15 protein-coding genes are annotated in these 16340 nt (G+C 74.4%); 5 read left to right on the plus strand and 10 right to left on the minus strand.

What is annotated here, in order from left to right; genetic code table 11:
* Positions 1 to 24 precede the first annotated feature (24 nt).
* The 7 genes from BLW78_RS16815 to BLW78_RS16845 form a co-directional block, all read right to left on the minus strand.
* A complete protein-coding gene (locus BLW78_RS16815; protein WP_091680952.1) occupies positions 25 to 1326 on the minus strand; it encodes a BatD family protein in 1302 nt (433 codons plus the stop codon).
* Positions 1320 to 2240 carry a tetratricopeptide repeat protein gene (locus BLW78_RS16820; RefSeq protein ID WP_042672380.1) on the minus strand — a complete coding sequence of 307 codons (921 nt, stop codon included), beginning with the start codon at positions 2238 to 2240 and terminating at the stop codon, positions 1320 to 1322. The genes BLW78_RS16815 and BLW78_RS16820 overlap by 7 nt, the downstream gene beginning before the upstream one ends.
* A complete protein-coding gene (locus BLW78_RS16825; protein WP_091680954.1) occupies positions 2240 to 3169 on the minus strand; it encodes a VWA domain-containing protein in 930 nt (309 codons plus the stop codon). The genes BLW78_RS16820 and BLW78_RS16825 overlap by 1 nt, the downstream gene beginning before the upstream one ends.
* Positions 3170 to 3269: 100 nt before the next feature.
* Entirely contained in the window at positions 3270 to 4292 is a 1023-nt protein-coding gene (locus tag BLW78_RS16830; RefSeq protein ID WP_026605067.1) for a VWA domain-containing protein, read from the minus strand.
* Positions 4293 to 4300: 8 nt separating this feature from the next.
* Entirely contained in the window at positions 4301 to 4792 is a 492-nt protein-coding gene (locus tag BLW78_RS16835) for a DUF4381 family protein (RefSeq protein ID WP_091680955.1), read from the minus strand.
* Between the two features lie 51 nt (positions 4793 to 4843).
* The gene (locus BLW78_RS16840; RefSeq protein ID WP_170855177.1) at positions 4844 to 5713 is read right to left on the minus strand and encodes a DUF58 domain-containing protein; all 870 of its coding nucleotides are present in this window, start codon (positions 5711 to 5713) and stop codon (positions 4844 to 4846) included.
* Positions 5714 to 5859: 146 nt separating this feature from the next.
* Positions 5860 to 6897: an AAA family ATPase gene (locus BLW78_RS16845; protein WP_091680957.1), complete on the minus strand. Its 1038-nt coding sequence runs from the start codon at positions 6895 to 6897 to the stop codon at positions 5860 to 5862.
* Between the two features lie 257 nt (positions 6898 to 7154).
* Here BLW78_RS16845 and BLW78_RS16850 point away from each other — a divergent pair, with 257 nt between their 5' ends.
* On the plus strand, positions 7155 to 7865 hold the full coding sequence (locus BLW78_RS16850; RefSeq protein ID WP_056533658.1) for an MgtC/SapB family protein: 711 nt from the start codon (positions 7155 to 7157) through the stop codon (positions 7863 to 7865).
* 60 nt (positions 7866 to 7925) lie between these two features.
* Here BLW78_RS16850 and BLW78_RS16855 read toward each other — a convergent pair whose 3' ends face one another.
* Positions 7926 to 8258: a hypothetical protein gene (locus tag BLW78_RS16855; protein WP_244526967.1), complete on the minus strand. Its 333-nt coding sequence runs from the start codon at positions 8256 to 8258 to the stop codon at positions 7926 to 7928.
* A gap of 345 nt (positions 8259 to 8603) precedes the next feature.
* On the opposite strand from BLW78_RS16855, the gene BLW78_RS16860 reads away from it, so the two are divergent.
* The 3 genes from BLW78_RS16860 to BLW78_RS16870 all read left to right on the plus strand — a co-directional run bounded on the left by BLW78_RS16860 (position 8604) and on the right by BLW78_RS16870 (position 11682).
* Positions 8604 to 9464 carry a C40 family peptidase gene (locus tag BLW78_RS16860; protein ID WP_091680960.1) on the plus strand — a complete coding sequence of 287 codons (861 nt, stop codon included), beginning with the start codon at positions 8604 to 8606 and terminating at the stop codon, positions 9462 to 9464.
* A gap of 136 nt (positions 9465 to 9600) precedes the next feature.
* Entirely contained in the window at positions 9601 to 10602 is a 1002-nt protein-coding gene (ispH, locus tag BLW78_RS16865; protein WP_020094032.1) for a 4-hydroxy-3-methylbut-2-enyl diphosphate reductase, read from the plus strand.
* A 114-nt stretch (positions 10603 to 10716) separates the two neighbouring features.
* Entirely contained in the window at positions 10717 to 11682 is a 966-nt protein-coding gene (locus tag BLW78_RS16870) for a homoserine kinase (protein WP_091680962.1), read from the plus strand.
* A gap of 262 nt (positions 11683 to 11944) precedes the next feature.
* Here the strand turns inward: BLW78_RS16870 and zwf are convergent, their stop codons facing one another.
* Positions 11945 to 13471 carry a glucose-6-phosphate dehydrogenase gene (gene zwf / locus BLW78_RS16875; RefSeq protein ID WP_091680963.1) on the minus strand — a complete coding sequence of 509 codons (1527 nt, stop codon included), beginning with the start codon at positions 13469 to 13471 and terminating at the stop codon, positions 11945 to 11947.
* A 116-nt stretch (positions 13472 to 13587) separates the two neighbouring features.
* Here zwf and dmeF point away from each other — a divergent pair, with 116 nt between their 5' ends.
* Positions 13588 to 14580, plus strand: a complete 993-nt coding sequence (gene dmeF, locus BLW78_RS16880) for a CDF family Co(II)/Ni(II) efflux transporter DmeF (protein WP_091680965.1) — start codon at positions 13588 to 13590, stop codon at positions 14578 to 14580.
* A gap of 32 nt (positions 14581 to 14612) precedes the next feature.
* Here dmeF and BLW78_RS16885 read toward each other — a convergent pair whose 3' ends face one another.
* Positions 14613 to 16148, minus strand: coding sequence for an efflux transporter outer membrane subunit (locus BLW78_RS16885; RefSeq protein ID WP_091681056.1), 1536 nt, complete (start codon positions 16146 to 16148; stop codon positions 14613 to 14615).
* Positions 16149 to 16340 lie beyond the last annotated feature (192 nt).

A 16340-nucleotide genomic window follows, 5' to 3' on the forward strand; every position in this document is an offset into this window, starting at 1 on the left:
ACGAGATGCGGAGCCGCGCCGCGCTCAGCGGATCGGGCCGTCGAGCGGTGCGAGCCGGTCCGCCGCGGCGGGCGCGGCTCCGCCCGGCGCGGCGCGCGACAGGGCTTGGGCCAGGGCCCGGAGATCCGGGACGGGCGCGCCCGCCGCGCCGAAGAGCGCCCGGTCGAGGGCCGCGAAGGCGGCCGCGAGGTCGGGCCGCGCCCGCCAGGTCCGGGCGAGGTCGGGGGCGTCCCGCTGGGCCGCGTCGAGGGCCGCGCGGAACCCGGCCGGGTCGCCGGCCCGGGCCGCCGCGCGTAAGGAGCGCCGCGCCGCGCCGGAGAGGCGCAGGCGCGGCCGCCCGAGGCCGAAGCCGATCAGCGCGAGGCCCAGCCCGAAGGCGGCGAGCGCCGAGGCGGCGACGACGAGGGGCGAGGGGATCGCGGGGGGCGCCCGCTCGGTCTCGCGGTCGGGCAGGCCGCCGCCGATCTGCCGGGCCGGGATCTCGGTCTCGCGCATCGTGCGGGTGTTGGTGTCGAACCACGGGATCGCGATGGCGTCGAGGGGGATGATCTCCGGCACGCCGGGCTTCACGTCCCACTGGTAGGTGGCCCGCGCCACGGGTCCCGAGGGCGTCAGCAGCGTCTCGCGGGTGACAGGGCCCGCGAAGGTGATGATGCCGCGGGTGCGCATGACCGGCCGGGGCGGCAGGCCTTCGGCGACCATGCCCTGGGCCTCCAGGGTGACGATCCGGCGGGTGGTCTCGCCGACCTTGATGGTCTCCGGGTCCGGGCTCCAGGAATCGGTGATCGCCACGTCCTTGGCGGGCAGCCACCAGGGCTCCTTGGCGTCGGGGCCGCCGGTGGGCTCGGTCCAGGGTGCGACCGGGAAGGGGATCGGCTTCGAGCGGACCTCGACGACCCGCCGCTCGCCGACATCGTTGACGGTGAGCTTGTGGACGAACGGCTCGATGGTGAACTGGCCGGCATGGTGCGGGAAGACCGCTACGGTGCGGTCGAACGCGATGGCGCTCTGGCCGTCGGGGAGCTTGGTCCGGCTCCAGTGGTCGCGGCCGAGCTGCGTCCACGAGAAGTTCGCGAGAGAGGGCTGCACCACCTCCTCGAGCAGGATCGGCTGCTTGTAGACCCCGTGGATCTTCAGCAGCACCATCTCGCGGGGGAAGGGGGCGCTGTTGCCGTTGAGCTCTGCGGTCACCGTCAGCGTGAGGTCGCCCGGCTCGATCTCGGCCCGGGCGGGCAGGGGGGCGAGGAAGGGCGCGAGGAGGATGAGGGCACAGGTCAGGGCGCGGGTCAGGGCGCGCCGCTCGGAAACGCCGAAAACACTTACCACGGGTTGCTCCCGGCGGGGATCGCGGTGCCGGCCTCGACCCGGCGGGTCTGCTCGGCGCGCAGGCGCAGCTTGAGATAGCGGCCGGGATCGTCCGGCAGGGTCTGGAGCCAGAGCCGGTCCGGGCGGATCTCGTGGGCCTCGAAGCTCTTGGTCACCCGGCGGACCTCGCGCTCGGGCGCCTCGGCCACCATGGCTGAGCCGCCGCCGGTCCGGCCGCGGCCGGCGGCGTCGCCGGCCGAGCCCCGGGCCTGGCCCTTGCCGGCGTCGATCGACTGCTGCTCGGCCTTGCCGCGGCGGGCGACCTTGCTGTTGCCGGGCAGCGACGCGCTGGCGTTCGATTCCTTGTTGCCGGCGAGACCCTCGCCGCTGGAGGCGGCGTTGATGTCGTTGTTCTGGTCCTGGTTGGCGGTGTTGTTGTAGCGGGCGCCGTACTGGGCGGTGCCGTTGGCGATGCCGCCGCCGGGCCCGCGGTCGATCACCTCGGCTCGCATCCGGGCGATCAGCGAGCGGTTGGCCTGGGCGTCGGCGTCGCGGGGGTTGAAGCGCAGCGCCTCGTCGTAGGCCGCGAGCGCCCCGTCAAGGTCGCCGGCCCTGGCCAGAGCGTTGCCGAGATTGTAGCTCGCCCGCCGCCCGCCGGCACGGAACAGCGCGACCGCCTCCTCGTAGCGGCCGGCCTCGTAGAGCGCGGCGGCGCGCCAGGCCGGATCGACGAACACGTCCGCGGCGAGGCCCGGCAGGCCGAGACCCATCAGCAGCCGCCCGAAGCCGGTGCGGGGCTGCGAGACCGCGAGCAGCGCCAGGAGGCCGATCCCGGCGAGGGCGAGGCCGGCGATCCGGGCGAGCCGCCGCCAGCGCGGCGGCAGGCCGGCCCGGAGCGGGGCGGCGAGGCCGGTCTCGGGAAGGGTCAGCCGCATCACGCGCTCCTGCGGAACAGCAGCAGCGCCGGCAGCGCCGCCAGCAGCAGCAGCCAGCGCCCGAGATCCGCGTAGGCCAGGACGCCGTAGCCGCCCGCCGCGAGGTGCTGGGCGAGGCCGACCCCGACCGCGTCGAGCACCGGGCCCGGGGTCGCGATGTCGGCGGCCGTGCCGCCGCCGGCCCGGGCGAGGGCGTCGAGGGCGGTCCGGTCGGGCTTCGGCGCGCCGGGCGGCAGCGGCTTGTCGGCCGGGACGTAGAGGGCCTGGAGCCGCCAGCCGTGCTCGGCGATGGCGCGGGCCTCGCGGGTGGCGGCCTCGCCGATGCCGTCGCCGTCGCTGATCAGCACCACGTCGGCCGCCACCACGTTGGCCTCCGCGAGGGTGCGGCGGGCCAGTGCCAGCCCGCGCTCGGGGTGCGAGCCGCGGTCCGGCACCGTGTCGGCGTCGAGGGCGAACAGGGTGGTGCCGAGGCTGTCGCGGTCCGTGGTCGGGGAGGCGGCGAGGTAGGCGTCGCCCGCGTAGACCACGAGGGCGACCGCCTGGGTGCCGGCGGCCTCCGCCACGGCGGCGGCGGCCTGCCGGACGCCCTGGAGGTTGCCGCCCTCGGTGACCGAGCGCGACAGGTCGACGACGAGCACGGTCTCGTCGAGGTTGCGGAAGGTCCGCCCGTCCGCCCGCTCCACCGCGGGGCCGGTCAGCGCCAGGGCGATCAGCCCGGCCGCCAGCGCGGCGGCGAGGTTCGCCTGCCGCCGGCCGCCGAGCACCGCGCCAGCCCGGGCGAGATGGGCCATCAGCGCCGGGTCGACCGCCCGGGCCCAGTCGCCCAGCGGCGCCGAGCGCCACGCGGCGCGAAGGGCCAGCAGGACCACGACCGGGATCGCCAGGAACCACCAGGGGCGCAGGAGGGCGACGGCGTCGAGGGCGCTCATCGGGCGGACCCTCCGACCCGCATTCCCGCCGCCGAGGCCGGCGCCGCGCCCCGGCACCGCGGGACGCGGGGGAGGGTCGGGGGCGCGGGGTATCGTACCATCACGCGCCCCTCCGGCTGGCCAGCAGGAGCGCGGCGCTGAGGAAAGCCAGGGCGGCCGGCCAGGGCCAGAGGTCCCGGCGGAGCGGTAGGGGCGGGGCGAGGGCGCGGCCGCCCTCCAGCCGGTCGATGGCGTCGGCGACCCGGACCAGATCCTCGGTGGTGCGGACCCGGAAGGCCTCGCCGCCGCTCGCCCGCGCCATGTCGCGCAGGGTCTCGGTGTCGACCACGTCCTGCTCGCCGTCGGCGTCGGCCATGTCGCGGGGCCCCAGGGCGATCGTGTAGACCTTGATGCCGAGTTCCTTGGCGAGCTCGGCCACGTCCTTGGGAGCGGTCTGGCCGGCATTGTTGGCGCCGTCCGACAGCAGGATCACGGCCTTCGCGGCCTTCTCGCCCGGCCTGGCCCCGGCGGCGTCGCCCCCGGCGTCCCGCGGGTCCAGCCGGCGCAGGGCGAGCCCGAGGCCGTCGCCGATGCCGGTGGAGCGGCCGCTGATGCCGATCGTGGCCTCGTCCAGCGCCCGGGCGACCGCCGCGGTGTCGAAGCTCGGCGCCGCCGCCACGTAGGCTTGGTCGGCGAAGATCACGAGGCCGATCCGGTCCCCGGCCCGGCGCCGGATGAAGTCGGTGCCGACGCGCTTGACCGCGGTGAGCCGGTTCACGGTCTCGCCGTCGAGGGCGAAGTCGCGCCGCTCCATCGAGCCCGACAGGTCCATGGCGATCATGATCTCGCGGCCCGAGGCCGGGAGGGCGGCCGCCGGCATGACGAGGCGCGGGCCCGACAGCGCCGCCACCAGGGCGATCCACAGCGTCCAGGTGAGCAGGGCCCGCCGGCGCCCGCGGGCCGCGCGGTCGGCGCCGGCGCGCGCGCCGGCCACCAGGGTCGCGGGCACGCGCAGGGCGCCGCTGCCCCCCTCCGGCTCCGCCGGGATCAGGCGCGCGGCCAGCAGCGGCAGGGGCAGCGCCAGCAGCGCCCAGGGCGCGGCGAGGTCGAAGGCCGACAGGAGCGCGCTGAGCCACGCGGGCAAGAATCCGCTCATGCCCGCAGCCGCCCGATCAGGCGGGCGAGCTCGGCGTCCAGGGCGTCGAGGTCGGGATCCTGCCGCCGGTACAGCCCGTCGGCGAGCACCCGGCCGGCGCCCCGGGTGAAGAAGTCGGTCCGGAACAGCCCGTCCAGCCGGGCCGCCCAGTCCGGGCCCGTCGCCCGGGTCCCGGTCCCTGCCTCGGCCTCGCCGGACCGGTCGAGAGACCGGTCGAGTCTGCGCAGCAGCCGGGCCTGGGCGACGAGGCGCGCCTCCGGGTCGAGGCCCCGGCTCCGGGCGAGCTCGGCGAGCGCCGCCCGGCGCAGGGTGGCCCGCGCCCGGCCGCGCGCGTAGCGCACGAGCCCGACCAGCAGGGCGGCGAGGAAGCCCAGGGCGGCCGCGGCCACGACCTCGCCCTGCGCCGCGCCGGCGGCGCCGCCGGGCAGGTGCAGGCCCCGGAGCTGGTCGAGCGACAGGGGGATCTCGGCGGGCGCGACGGGATTCATCGGGTCCCGCCGCGGATCAGGTCGCCGGGGATCGCGCCGCCGGGTCCGGCCTCACAGCACGGCATCGAGGCGCTCCATGAGCGGCGCGTAGGCCTCCGGGCCGGTCTCGACGTCGAGGCGCACGCCCGCGATGCCGCGGCGGGCGTAGTCGGCGAGCCGGGCCTCGGCGGACGGGGCCGCCTGTCCTCCCGCGGTCGGCAGCGCGGTCCCGCGGCGGCCGTCCGCGAGGGCGAAGGGGTAGTAGCCCGGCGGCCGGGCGCGCTCGAAGGCGTCGCTCACCAGGATCAGCCGGATGGCGATCCGCTCGGCGAGCAGGGTCAGGAGCTCGTCGAAGCCCGGCCCGGGATCGTCCAGGGCGCTGGCGATGACGAGGTGGCCGCCGGCCGGCAGCAGGCTGCGGGCGAGGGCGAGCGTCGCCTCCAGCGGCGGCTCCGCGCGGGTCGGCGCGCCGGACCCGGCCGCCAGCGCGTCGGCATGGGCCTGGGCGAGGGCGCCGGTGACCGCGATCATGGCGCGCTCGCCGCCCGCCGGCCGCAGCACGGTCGGCGCCCCGGCCGCGGCGACCGCGAGGCCGACCCGGCCGCCGTCGGCGGCGACCCGCCAGCCGAGCAGCGCCAGGGCCTCGGCGGCCGCCACCGAGCGCAGGGCCCGGCGGGTGCCGAACAGCATCGCGGGCCGGAAATCGGCGAGCAGCACCACCGCGCGGTCGCGCTCGTCGTGGTGGGTGCGGACGTGCAGCTGCCCGGTGCGGGCCGTGGCGTTGCGGTCGATGAAGCGGCGGTCGTCGCCCTCGGACCAGAGGCGGACGTCCTCCGGCTCCGACCCGCGCCCGCGGCGCCGGGTGACGATGCCGCCCGGCAGGCCCGCCAGCGTCCGGGTGGCGGGCGCGGAGCCCCGCCGGGCGAGGTGGCGCAGGCCCATCAGGGCCTCGCCCGAGAGGTGGATGCCGTGCTCGGCGCGGTCTCGCCCCGCCTCCCGGGCGGGGAAGGGGCCCCCGGCGGTCGGGCCGACCGCCCCCGCGGCGGGGAGAGGGGATCTGCGCCGCGCCTGCCCGAACCCGAACACCGTCAGAGCGCCCGCACCCGCTGCACCAGCTCGCCGACGAGGCCGCGCGCCGTCCGGCCCTCGGCGGCCGCTCGCCAGGTCAGGCCGATCCGGTGGGAGAGGGCGTCGCGGGCCAGCTCCGCGACGTCCTCGGGCGTGACGTGGTCGCGCCCCCGCAGCCAGGCCCGGGCCTTGCCGGCCATCATCAGCGCCAGGGTGCCGCGCGGGGAGGCCGGGTGCTCGATCATGGCGCGCAGGTCCGGGGCGGCCGCGTCAGTGCGGGTCGCCGCCACCAGCCGGACGAGGTAGTCCTTGAGGGCCGGCGACACGTAGGTGGCGAGCGCCGCCTCTCGGGCGGCGCGCACGTCCGCCAGCGACAGCCGCACGGTCATCGCGTCGACGTGGTGGGTGATCTCGCCCTCCACGAGGTCGAGGATCGCCCGCTCGGTGGTCTCGTCGGGCATGTCGACCACGACGTGGAGGAGGAAGCGGTCGAGCTGCGCCTCCGGCAGCGGGAAGGTGCCGGCATGCTCGATCGGGTTCTGGGTCGCCACGACCATGAACGGGTCGGACAGGCGGTGCGTCGTCCCCGAGACCGTCACCTGCCCCTCGGCCATCGATTCGAGCAGCGCCGACTGCACCTTCGGGGGGGCGCGGTTGACCTCGTCCACCAGCACGAGGGCGTGGAACAGCGGCCCGGGCAGGAACTCGAAGGTGCCGCTGTCCTGACGCCAGACGGTGGTGCCGGTGAGGTCGGCCGGCATCAGGTCCGGGGTGCACTGGATGCGCGCGAAGGAGCCGTCGAGGCCGTCGGCGAGGCGCTTGACCGCGCGGGTCTTGGCGAGCCCCGGCGCGCCCTCGATCAGCAGGTGCCCGCCGGTGAGGAGCCCGATCAGCAGGCGCTCCACGAGGCCGGCGCTGCCGATCAGGCCGCGCTCCAGCCCCTCGCGCAGCGCCATGACGCGGCCGTGCAGGGCGGCGTCGGGCGTGCTGCTGGGCCCTTTGTCGGGTGCGGTGTCGGGCCTGCGTTCGGCGAGGGCGCCGCTCGTGGCGCCGCTCATGCGGAGAACGATCCGGCGCGGAGCGGATCCGCCCGTCGGGCCATGTCCCGGGCCATGTTCCGGGCCTTGTCCTGGGCCGTGTGCTGCATCCTGCACGTCTCCTCGGCCGGGTCCCGGATTCTTAAGGGATCCTCAGGCTCTTGCCGGTGTGCCCGCTGCCCGGTGCGGCCGTCAATCCCGCTTCGGACACGCTTTCCGATCCCGCCCGGGCCATGGTGTCACGGTTCCGTCACCTCTCCGCTCCCATGAGACGCCGGATGACCAGCTACGCCGCCCTCCCCGAAGAACTGAAATCCGCGATCGGCCTGCTCGTGGCCTTCGTGCTGGGCACGATCATCGGGGCCGAGCGGCAGTACCGGCAGCGCACCGCGGGCCTGCGCACGGCGGTGCTGGTCGCGGTCGGGGCGAGCGCCTTCGTGGATCTCGGCATGCGCCTGACCGGTCCGGACGGGGGCGTCCGGACCGTGGCCTACGTGATCTCCGGCATCGGCTTCCTCGGCGCCGGCGTGATCATGAAGGAGGGGATGAACGTCCGCGGCCTCAACACGGCCGCGACCCTGTGGTGCTCGGCCGCGGTCGGGGCCTTCTGCGGCGCCGACCTGCCCCTGGAGGCGGTGTTCGTGATGGTGACGGTGCTCGCCTGCAACACCGCGCTCCGGCCGCTGGTGAACGCCATCAACCGCGCGCCGATCCGCGAATCCGCCACCGAGGCGACCTACGAGGTCCAGGTCACCACGGCGCCCGGCGAGGCCGGGCCGGCGCAGGACCTGCTGGTGGAGCGCCTGGAGGCGGCGAACTACCCGGTCGGCAGCGTCGAGATCGAGGAGCGCGGCGAGAGCGCGGTCGACGTGGTGGCGACGCTCACGGCCAGCGCCGTCAAGGCGGAGGAACTCGACGCCGTGACCAACGAGCTGGCCCGGATGCCCGGCATCCGCCACGCCACGTGGTCGGTGCAGACCGCCGACTGAGCGCGGGCGATCCAGCCGGGTGATCCGGAGGGCGCGCCCTCCGGCGGAGGGGCCGGGCCGTCAGCGGCGCGGGTCGAGGGGCCGGCTGCGGCGCTCGATCACCACGGTCGGGCGCGTGCGGCGCTCCACCACCACGGTGCGCGGGGCCCGGCTCGGGCTCGCCTGGGTCAGGATCCGCTCGGGCATGCGCTCCGGCTTGGCCTTCTTGGCCGCCAGGACGTGGGGGCGGACCTCGTCGGCCGGCAGGCCCATCAGGCCGGCGGCGATCTCGACCTGCTGCTCCACGTCGTCCGCGAGGTCCTGCGCGGCGGCGACCGCCTCGCTCACGGTGGGCGGCTCGCGGCGGACGCGGATCGGTGGCAGGTCGGCGAAGCTCTTCTGCGTCTTCTTCACGGGGCGACTCGCGGTCTTCATGCACCAGACATAGCGCCTTCCGGACAGGTTGTGCAGTGCATCAAAAACGTGTGATGGGCGCCTCCCGCACATGTCTCGCCGGCGGATAGCGCGGGGGAGACGCGGAGCTGACGCGCAGTGGCGCAGCTGTGAGGCCGGCTGCCGCGCGCTTGGGCAGGCTCGGACCGCTTCGGGCATCCGGTGCCCGATCTGCCGGAGTTTCGGGCGTCCCGCGGGCCAGCGCCGTCTGCCCAGCTTCGGGAACGCGCCCCGATGCGTCATAGTGGCGCAGTCTGGCGAGCCCGCGCTTACCTGCGCTTCAGTCCGGCATGGTAGGGTCCGCGCATGACCGAGAGTCTCGATCCCCGGCTGACCCCGGCCCGGCCGCACGTCGCCGATCTCCGCCTGCGGGACCGCGTCGCGGCGGCGCGCTACGTCGCCGGGACGCGGCGGCGGGTGACCGTCCCGTCGGCACCGCTGCGCCGCGCACCGGCCGCCGATGCGGGGCTCGACACCGAGGCGCTGCTCGGCGACGCAGTCGACCTCTACGACACGGCGTCCGGCTTCGCCTTCGTGCAGCTCGCCCGCGACGCCTACGTCGGCTACCTGCCGGCCGAAAGCCTCGGTCCGGCCGATCCGGAGCCGACGCACCGCGTCACGGCCCTGCGCACCTTCCTGTATCCCGAGCCGGACCTGAAGCGGCCGGTCCTCGGCCATCTCAGCCTCGGCGCACGCCTCGCCGCGACGGGGGAGGCGGGCGCCTACCTGGAGACGCCGGGCGGCTACGTGTTCGCCCGCCACTGCGCGCCCGTCGAAGCGCGCGAGCCGGACTACGCCGCGACGGCCGCGCGGCTCGCCGGGACCCCCTATCTCTGGGGCGGCCGCACCAGCCTCGGGCTCGACTGCTCCGGCCTCGTGCAGCTCTGCCTCGACGCGGCGGGGCTGCCCTGCCCGCGCGACGCCGACATGCAGGAGCGGGCCCTCGGGCAGGCGCTGACGTTCGATCCCGCGCGCCCGGAGGTCGCGGGCCTGCGCCGGGGCGACTTCGTCTTCTGGCGCGGCCATGTCGGGCTGATGGTCGATCCCGAGACGCTGATCCACGCCAACGGCCACCACATGGCGGTCGCCGCGGAGCCGCTCGCCGGGGCGGTCGCCCGCATCGCGGCGCACAGCTTCGGCGCCGTGACGGGGATCCGGCGGCTCTGAGGGAGCCGGCGCGGGTCCCATTCCCGCGGCAATCGTGCTACAGAGGGGCCACGGAGCGGTTCCGCTTCCCTCTTCCCGCCCGGTTCCTGGGCCAGTCCTGTTGACAGGACAGCCCCGCCCTCGCCACATCCCCCGCATGACCGCCGATATCGCGACCCCCGAGCCCGTCCCGGGCACCGCCGGCAAGCCGCCGCTGGAGATCCTGCTCTGCGCCCCGCGCGGCTTCTGCGCCGGCGTGGTGCGGGCCATCGACGTCGTGGAGCGGGCGCTCGCCATCTACGGGCCGCCCGTCTACGTCCGCCACGAGATCGTGCACAACAAGTACGTCGTGGAGAGCCTGAAGCGGAAGGGCGCCGTGTTCGTCCGCGAGCTCGACGAGGTGCCGGACGGCGGCGCCCCGGTGATCTTCTCCGCCCACGGGGTGGCCAAGACCGTCCCGGCCAACGCTGATTCGCGCGGGCTGACCACGATCGACGCCACCTGCCCGCTGGTGACCAAGGTCCACCGCGAGGCCGAGATCCACCACAAGCGCGGCCGCCACGTGCTGCTCGTCGGCCATTCCGGCCATCCCGAGGTGGTGGGCACGATGGGCCAGCTGCCCAAGGGCTCGATCACCCTCGTGGAGGATCTCGAGCAGATCGCCGCCCTGACACCGGACAATCCCGACAACCTCGCCTGGGTCACCCAGACGACCCTGTCGGTGGACGACACCCGGCACATCGTCGAGGCCCTGAAGAAGAAGTTCCCGAACATCACCGGGCCGCACAAGGACGACATCTGCTACGCCACCACCAACCGCCAGGAGGCGGTGAAGCAGGTGGCGCCGCTGGTCGACGCCCTGATCGTGGTCGGCTCGTCGAACTCGTCGAACTCGCAGCGCCTGCGCGAGGTCGCCGAGCGCGTCGGCTGCCCGATCACCCGCCTCGTGCTCCGCGCCGAGGAGATCGACTGGCCGGCCTTCGAGGGCATCCGCAAGCTCGGCCTCACGGCCGGCGCCTCGGCCCCCGAAGTCCTGGTCGAGGAGATCATCGACGCCTTCGCGGCCCGCTACGACGTGATGGTCGACACGGTCTCGACCGTGATCGAGGACATGGTCTTCCCGCTGCCGCGGGAGCTGCGCAGCGAGGCCGCCGAGTAGGCGGTCCGGTCCGACAGCCCCGACGCCCCGGGCTCGGGGCGCGCGGCAGGCTTTATGCGGGGGCGCTTCGGCGCCCCTTGCCGTATCGAACTTCCGACATCAGAGCGCAGACACGTGGCCGTCTACACCGAGGTATCCGACGCGGCGCTCGCCGAGTTCCTGTCCGCCTACGCGATCGGCAGCCTGCTCTCCTTCAAGGGCATCGCGGAGGGCGTCGAGAACTCGAACTTCTTCCTGCACACGACCGAGGGCGCCTACATCCTGACGCTCTACGAGAAGCGCGTCCGGGAACAGGACCTGCCGTTCTTCATCGGGCTGATGGAGCACCTCTCGGCCCGGGGCCTCGCCTGCCCGCAGCCCGTGCGCGACCGGGCCGGCCAGGCCCTCGGCCAGCTCTGCGGCCGGCCCGCCGCCATCGTGAGCTTCCTGGAGGGCGTCTCGGTCAAGGCGCCGGGCATCGAGCATTGCCGGGAACTCGGCCGGGCCCTCGCGGAGCTGCACGCCGCCGGCCGGGACTTCCCGATGGTGCGGGACAACAATCTCTCGGTGTCCGCGTGGCGCCCGCTCTTCGCGCAGGCCGAGGCCCAGGCCGATTCGGTCGAGCCCGGCCTCGCGGCGCGCACCCGGTCGGACCTCGCCGTCCTGGAGGCGCACTGGCCCCGGGACCTGCCGGGCGGCGTGATCCACGCGGACCTGTTCACCGACAACGTCTTCTTCATCGGCGACGCGCTGTCGGGCCTGATCGACTTCTACTTCGCCTGCACGGACGCCTTCGCGTACGACCTCGCGGTCTGCCTGAACGCGTGGTGCTTCGACCCCGACGGCACCTTCCACCGCGACATGGCCGCCGCGCTGATCGCCGGCTACGAGGCCGTGCGGCCCCTGGAGGCCGCCGAGGTCGCGGCCCTGCCGATCCTGTGCCGGGGCGCCGCGCTCCGCTTCATGCTCACCCGGCTGGTCGATTGGCTGAACGTGCCCCCGGGCGCCCTGGTGAAGCCGAAGGACCCGCGGGAATTCGATCGCCGGCTCACCTTTCACCGCCAGGCGCGGGACGCCCGCGATTACGGCAGGGCGGGCTGAGACGCGGATGAGCCGGCGACCCGCTGGACAACCGGGTCGATCCATCCGCCACGACCGGTTTGACAGGGCCGAACCCCGTCACAGCGAGCGCAGCGCCGTGGCCCAAGGTGGCGCGACGCTCGTCGCCGTGGCGCTGCCCTGGATCGCTTCGCTGCACGCGCACTGACGGCTGGGGCGCAGGGGGCGGCAGGCGGCCGCACCGTTTCGGGAAGGGGAGGCGCGGAACCGCCGACCCTCGCGTTCGAACGAATTGTCGGGCCGCTCAGTCGGTCTCGCCGTCCAGACCCAGCCAGTGGCGGCCGTCGCGGGCGAGCAGCGCGTCGGCCTCCGTCGGGCCGGCGCTGCCCGCGGGGTAGAAGTTCACCTCCGCCTGCGGCCAGCCCTTGAGCAGGGGATCGACCGCGGCCCAGCCGGCCTCGATGTTGTCGGCGCGCTGGAACAGCGTCGCGTCGCCGGTCATGCAATCGTAGAGCAGCGTCTCGTAGCCGACATTCGGCCGGTCGGCGAAGAAGTCCTTGTAGCGGAAGCCGGAGCGCACCCGGCCGATCTTCATCTGCGGCCCCGGCACCTTGACGTTGAACTCGGTGCTGACCCCGTGATCGGGATCGATCTGGATCCGCATCACGGTGGGCGCGAGGTCGGCCGTGGGGGTGTCCTCGAACATCTTGAACGGCGCCGGCTTGAACAGCACCGCGATCTCGGTGCGCCGCCCGGTCATGCGCTTGCCGGTGCGGACGTAGAACGGCACGCCGGCCCAGCGCCAGTTCTCGATGTTGAGCTTCAGGGCGATGTAGGTCTCGGTGACCGAGTCCTTCGCCACGTGCGGCTCGTCCCGGTAGGCGGGCACGTCGCGCCCCTCCGATGTGCCGGCCGTGTACTGGCCGCGCACCGCGTCCTCGGGCGGGATCGGCTTCACGGCCTCGGCGAGCTTGGCCTTCTCGGTGCGCACGGCCTCCGCGTCGAAGGAGTTCGGTGGCTCCATGGCGACCATGCAGAGCAGCTGGAACATGTGGTTCGGCACCATGTCGCGCAGCGCCCCGGTCGGCTCGTAGAAGCCGCCCCGCTCCTCGACACCCACGGTCTCGGCCGCCGTGATCTGGATGCTGTCGATGTATTCCCGCCGCCAGACCGGCTCCAGCAGGCCGTTGGCGAAGCGGAACGCCATGATCGACTGCACGGTCTCCTTACCCAGGAAGTGGTCGATCCGGTAGAACTGGCTCTCGTCGCCCTGGCGGAGGATGCGGGCGTTCAGCTCCCGGGCCGAGGCGAGATCGGAGCCGAACGGCTTCTCGATGACCACGCGGCGGAAGGTGTCGCCCTCCTGCTTGAGCAGGCCGGCCTGGCCGAGCCCGTCCACGATCGTCCCGAAGAAGCGCGCCGCCACCGCGCAGTAGAACACCGCGCTGCCGGTGACCCGCTGCTTCACGGCCGCGTAGGTCTCGGGCTTCTCGAAATCGCCCTTGAGGTAGTGGAGCCGGTCCCGGATGAAGCCCCAGCTCTTCGGGTCGATGTGGTCGGCGTGGAACTCCGAGGTCGGGTCCTTGCTGAACGCCTCCAGGGTCTGGGTGAGATTCTCGCGGAGCGATTCGTCCGTCCCGTCATTGTGATCGATGCCGAGGATCGAGAAGCCCTCGGACAGCAGGCCGGCGCCGGCGAGGTTGTAGAGCGAGGGCATCAGCAGGCGCTTGGTGAGGTCGCCGCCGGCCCCGAAGATCACCAGCGTGCACGGCGGCGCCGGCTGCGTGCCGCAGGCTGCCGTGTCCTTGAGGGCTGTCGTCGGCTCGGCCATCCCTGACTCCCGTGTGGCTGCAGTGCACCAAACCGGCCTGACAACCCGCCGCGGCGCGGCCCGTTCCGGTACCCGCTGGGCTATGCTGCGCCGAGGCTAGGATCAAGGAACCCCGCATGCATACCCATTCCCTCGAGCCCTGGGCCCACAGCCACGTCTTCCTGGGTGACCGGCACGATCGCCACGCCCGCCGGACCTGGGCGGTGGTCGCGCTCGCGGCCGTCACGATGGTGGCTGAGATCGCCGGCGGCACGTGGCTCGGCTCGATGGCGCTGGTCGCCGACGGCTGGCACATGTCGACCCACGCGGCGGCCCTGGGCATCGCGGCGCTCGCCTACCACTTCGCCCGCCGCCACGCGGACGATCCCCGCTTCAGCTTCGGCACCGGCAAGTTCGGCGACCTCGCGGCCTTCGCCAGCGCGCTGCTGCTCGGCCTGATCGCCCTGCTGATCGGCGCCGAGAGCCTCGACCGGCTGCTGCATCCGGTGGCGATCGGCTTCGGTCAGGCGATCCCGATCGCCGTGCTGGGGCTCGCCGTGAACCTCGCGAGCGTCTGGCTGCTGCACGACGACCACGACGATCACGGCCACGACGACCACGCTCACCATCACGGAGGCCACGCGCACGGAGGTCACGCGCACGCGGGCCACGCGCATGGCGGCCACGGCGGCCACGACACGAACTTCCGGGCCGCCTACGTCCACGTCCTGGCCGACACGCTGACGTCGGTCCTGGCCATCGCGGCGCTGCTCGGCGGGCGCTATCTCGGCCTCGCTTGGCTCGACCCGGCCATGGGCCTCGTCGGCACCGCGGTGATCCTGGCGTGGTCGTGGAGCCTGCTGCGGACGGCCGCCCTCGTTCTCCTCGACGCGCGGCCCTCGCCGGCGGCCACTCGGGAGATCCGGGAGCGTCTGGAGATCGGCGGCGACCGGGTCAGCGACCTGCATCTCTGGCAGCTCGGGCCGGGCCACCGGGCCGCCGTGATCGCCCTCGTCAGCGACGATCCGCAGCCGCCCGCCCACTACAAGGCGCGCCTCGCCGGGGTGAGGGGCCTGAGCCACGTCACCGTCGAGGTCCAGCCCTGCGTCGGGCACGCCGCGGCGGCCTGAAGGTCCCGCGCGGGCGCTCGGCCTGGCGGCCGCTACTCGTCGGGGCGGACCGCCTGGCCGCCCCGGTCGATCGGCAGGCTCGGGCCCTTCAGCTCGGAATCGCTCGGCAGGGCGCGCACGTCCCAGCCGCCGCCGAGCGCCCGGATCAGCGTGACCGCCGCGGTGAAGCGGTTCAGTCGCACCTGAAGGGCGTTGACCTCGTTGTTCACGAGCAGGTTCTGCGCGGTCACCACCGTGGTGAAGTTCTGGGTGCCGGCCCGGTACTCGTTGAGGGTGATCTCCACGGCCCTGCGCGACAGGTCCACGGCGGTGTCCTGCGCCCCCTGCTGCTGGCCGAGGATGCGCAAAGCCGCCATCTGGTTCTCGACCTCCGCGAGGGCGGCCAGCACCACCTGCCGGTAATTGGCCACCGCCGCGTCGTAGCCGGCCTCGGCCGAGCGCAGCGCCGCGGTGCGGGCGCCGCCGTCGAACAGCACCTCGCTGCCGGAGGCCGCCACCGACCAGACCTGGTTGGCCGCCGAGAGCAGGCCGTTGCGGGTCGCCCCCGAGATGCCGCCCTGGGCCGAGATCGTCACGGTCGGGAAGAAGGCCGCCACCGCCACGCCGATGCGCTCGCTCTGCGCCTGGACGAGGCGCTCGGCCTGGGCCACGTCGGGCCGCCGCTCCAGCAGGTCGCCGGGGATGCCCACCGGCACGCCCGGCGGGCTGCGCCCGATGCCGGATACCGGGATCGACACCTCGGAGGGCGGGCGCCCGATCAGGGTGGCGATGGCGTTGACGAACTGCACCCGGGTCAGGCGCACCGCGATGGCCTGGGCCTGGATGGTCTGGACCTGGGTCTGCGCGGTGATCACGTCGGAGCGCGCCGCGACCCCGGCGGCGTACTGGTTCTCGGTGATCGCCAGGGTCCTCTTGAAGTTCTCGACGTTCTCGTCGAGCACCTTCTGGAGGGAATCGGCGTAGCGCACCGTCAGGTAGTCGGCCGCGATCTCCGCCTGGATGCTCAGGCGGGTCAGCGCGATCGTGGCGGCGTCGGACTGCGCCAGGGCCGCCTCGCTCTCGATGGTGCGGCGCGTGCCGCCGAACAGGTCGAGCTCCCAGCTCGCCTGGCCCAGCAGCGCCACGTTGGTGCGCGTGGCGGTGCCGCTGCCGGTCCGGGTGATGCTCGGCGCGCCGATCACCGTCGGGTACAGGGCCGCCTGCGCGGAGGCGACGAGCGCCCGCGCCTGCCGGTAGTTCGCCACCGCCTGCCGGAGGGACTGGTTGTCGACGTCGACGAGGCGGATCAGCCGGTCGAGGGTCGGGTCCTTGAACACCCGCCACCAGTCGCCGCGCTCGACCGCGTCGCTCGGCCGGGCCTCGCGCCAGCCCTTCTTTCGCGCCGCGACGTAGGCCGGGCTGTCCTCCCGGACACCGCCCTGCTTGTAGGCCAGCGGCGTCTCCACGGAGGGCCGGGTGTAGTCCGGGCCGACCACGCAGCCGGCGAGGAGCGGGGCGGCGAGGAGGAGGGATGCGAGGGTGCGACGCCGGCGGTCGGCGGAGGCGGGTTGGTGGCTCGACGGTCGGATGGACGCGGGGATGATGCCCACCGGCGCCCTCATCCCGAGGTGCCGGAGCGTGGCGGAGGCCGCGAAGGACGGCTCCAGCCGGCGGCGCGATCCCCGGAACCCGCCTTCGAGGTCCGCTGCCGCGGGCACCTCCGGATGAGGGCGCGGGCCGGACAGACCTTCACACCCGACCGGAGTCGCCTCTGTTTCACG

This window comes from Methylobacterium sp. 275MFSha3.1 (genome assembly GCF_900108435.1).
Taxonomy (GTDB): Bacteria; Pseudomonadota; Alphaproteobacteria; order Rhizobiales; family Beijerinckiaceae; genus Methylobacterium.

What these genes read in the sequence shown, in the direction of transcription:
- ispH (WP_020094032.1), top strand. Translation starts at nt 9,601, where the DNA reads ATGACCGCCGATATCGCGACCCCCGAGCCCGTCCCGGGCACCGCCGGC.
- BLW78_RS16860 (WP_091680960.1), top strand. Translation starts at nt 8,604, where the DNA reads ATGACCGAGAGTCTCGATCCCCGGCTGACCCCGGCCCGGCCGCACGTC.
- BLW78_RS16850 (WP_056533658.1), top strand. Translation starts at nt 7,155, where the DNA reads ATGACCAGCTACGCCGCCCTCCCCGAAGAACTGAAATCCGCGATCGGC.
- dmeF (WP_091680965.1), top strand. Translation starts at nt 13,588, where the DNA reads ATGCATACCCATTCCCTCGAGCCCTGGGCCCACAGCCACGTCTTCCTG.
- BLW78_RS16820 (WP_042672380.1), bottom strand. Translation starts at nt 2,240, where the DNA reads ATGCGGCTGACCCTTCCCGAGACCGGCCTCGCCGCCCCGCTCCGGGCC.
- BLW78_RS16835 (WP_091680955.1), bottom strand. Translation starts at nt 4,792, where the DNA reads ATGAATCCCGTCGCGCCCGCCGAGATCCCCCTGTCGCTCGACCAGCTC.
- BLW78_RS16840 (WP_170855177.1), bottom strand. Translation starts at nt 5,713, where the DNA reads ATGGGCCTGCGCCACCTCGCCCGGCGGGGCTCCGCGCCCGCCACCCGG.
- zwf (WP_091680963.1), bottom strand. Translation starts at nt 13,471, where the DNA reads ATGGCCGAGCCGACGACAGCCCTCAAGGACACGGCAGCCTGCGGCACG.
- BLW78_RS16845 (WP_091680957.1), bottom strand. Translation starts at nt 6,897, where the DNA reads ATGAGCGGCGCCACGAGCGGCGCCCTCGCCGAACGCAGGCCCGACACC.
- BLW78_RS16825 (WP_091680954.1), bottom strand. Translation starts at nt 3,169, where the DNA reads ATGAGCGCCCTCGACGCCGTCGCCCTCCTGCGCCCCTGGTGGTTCCTG.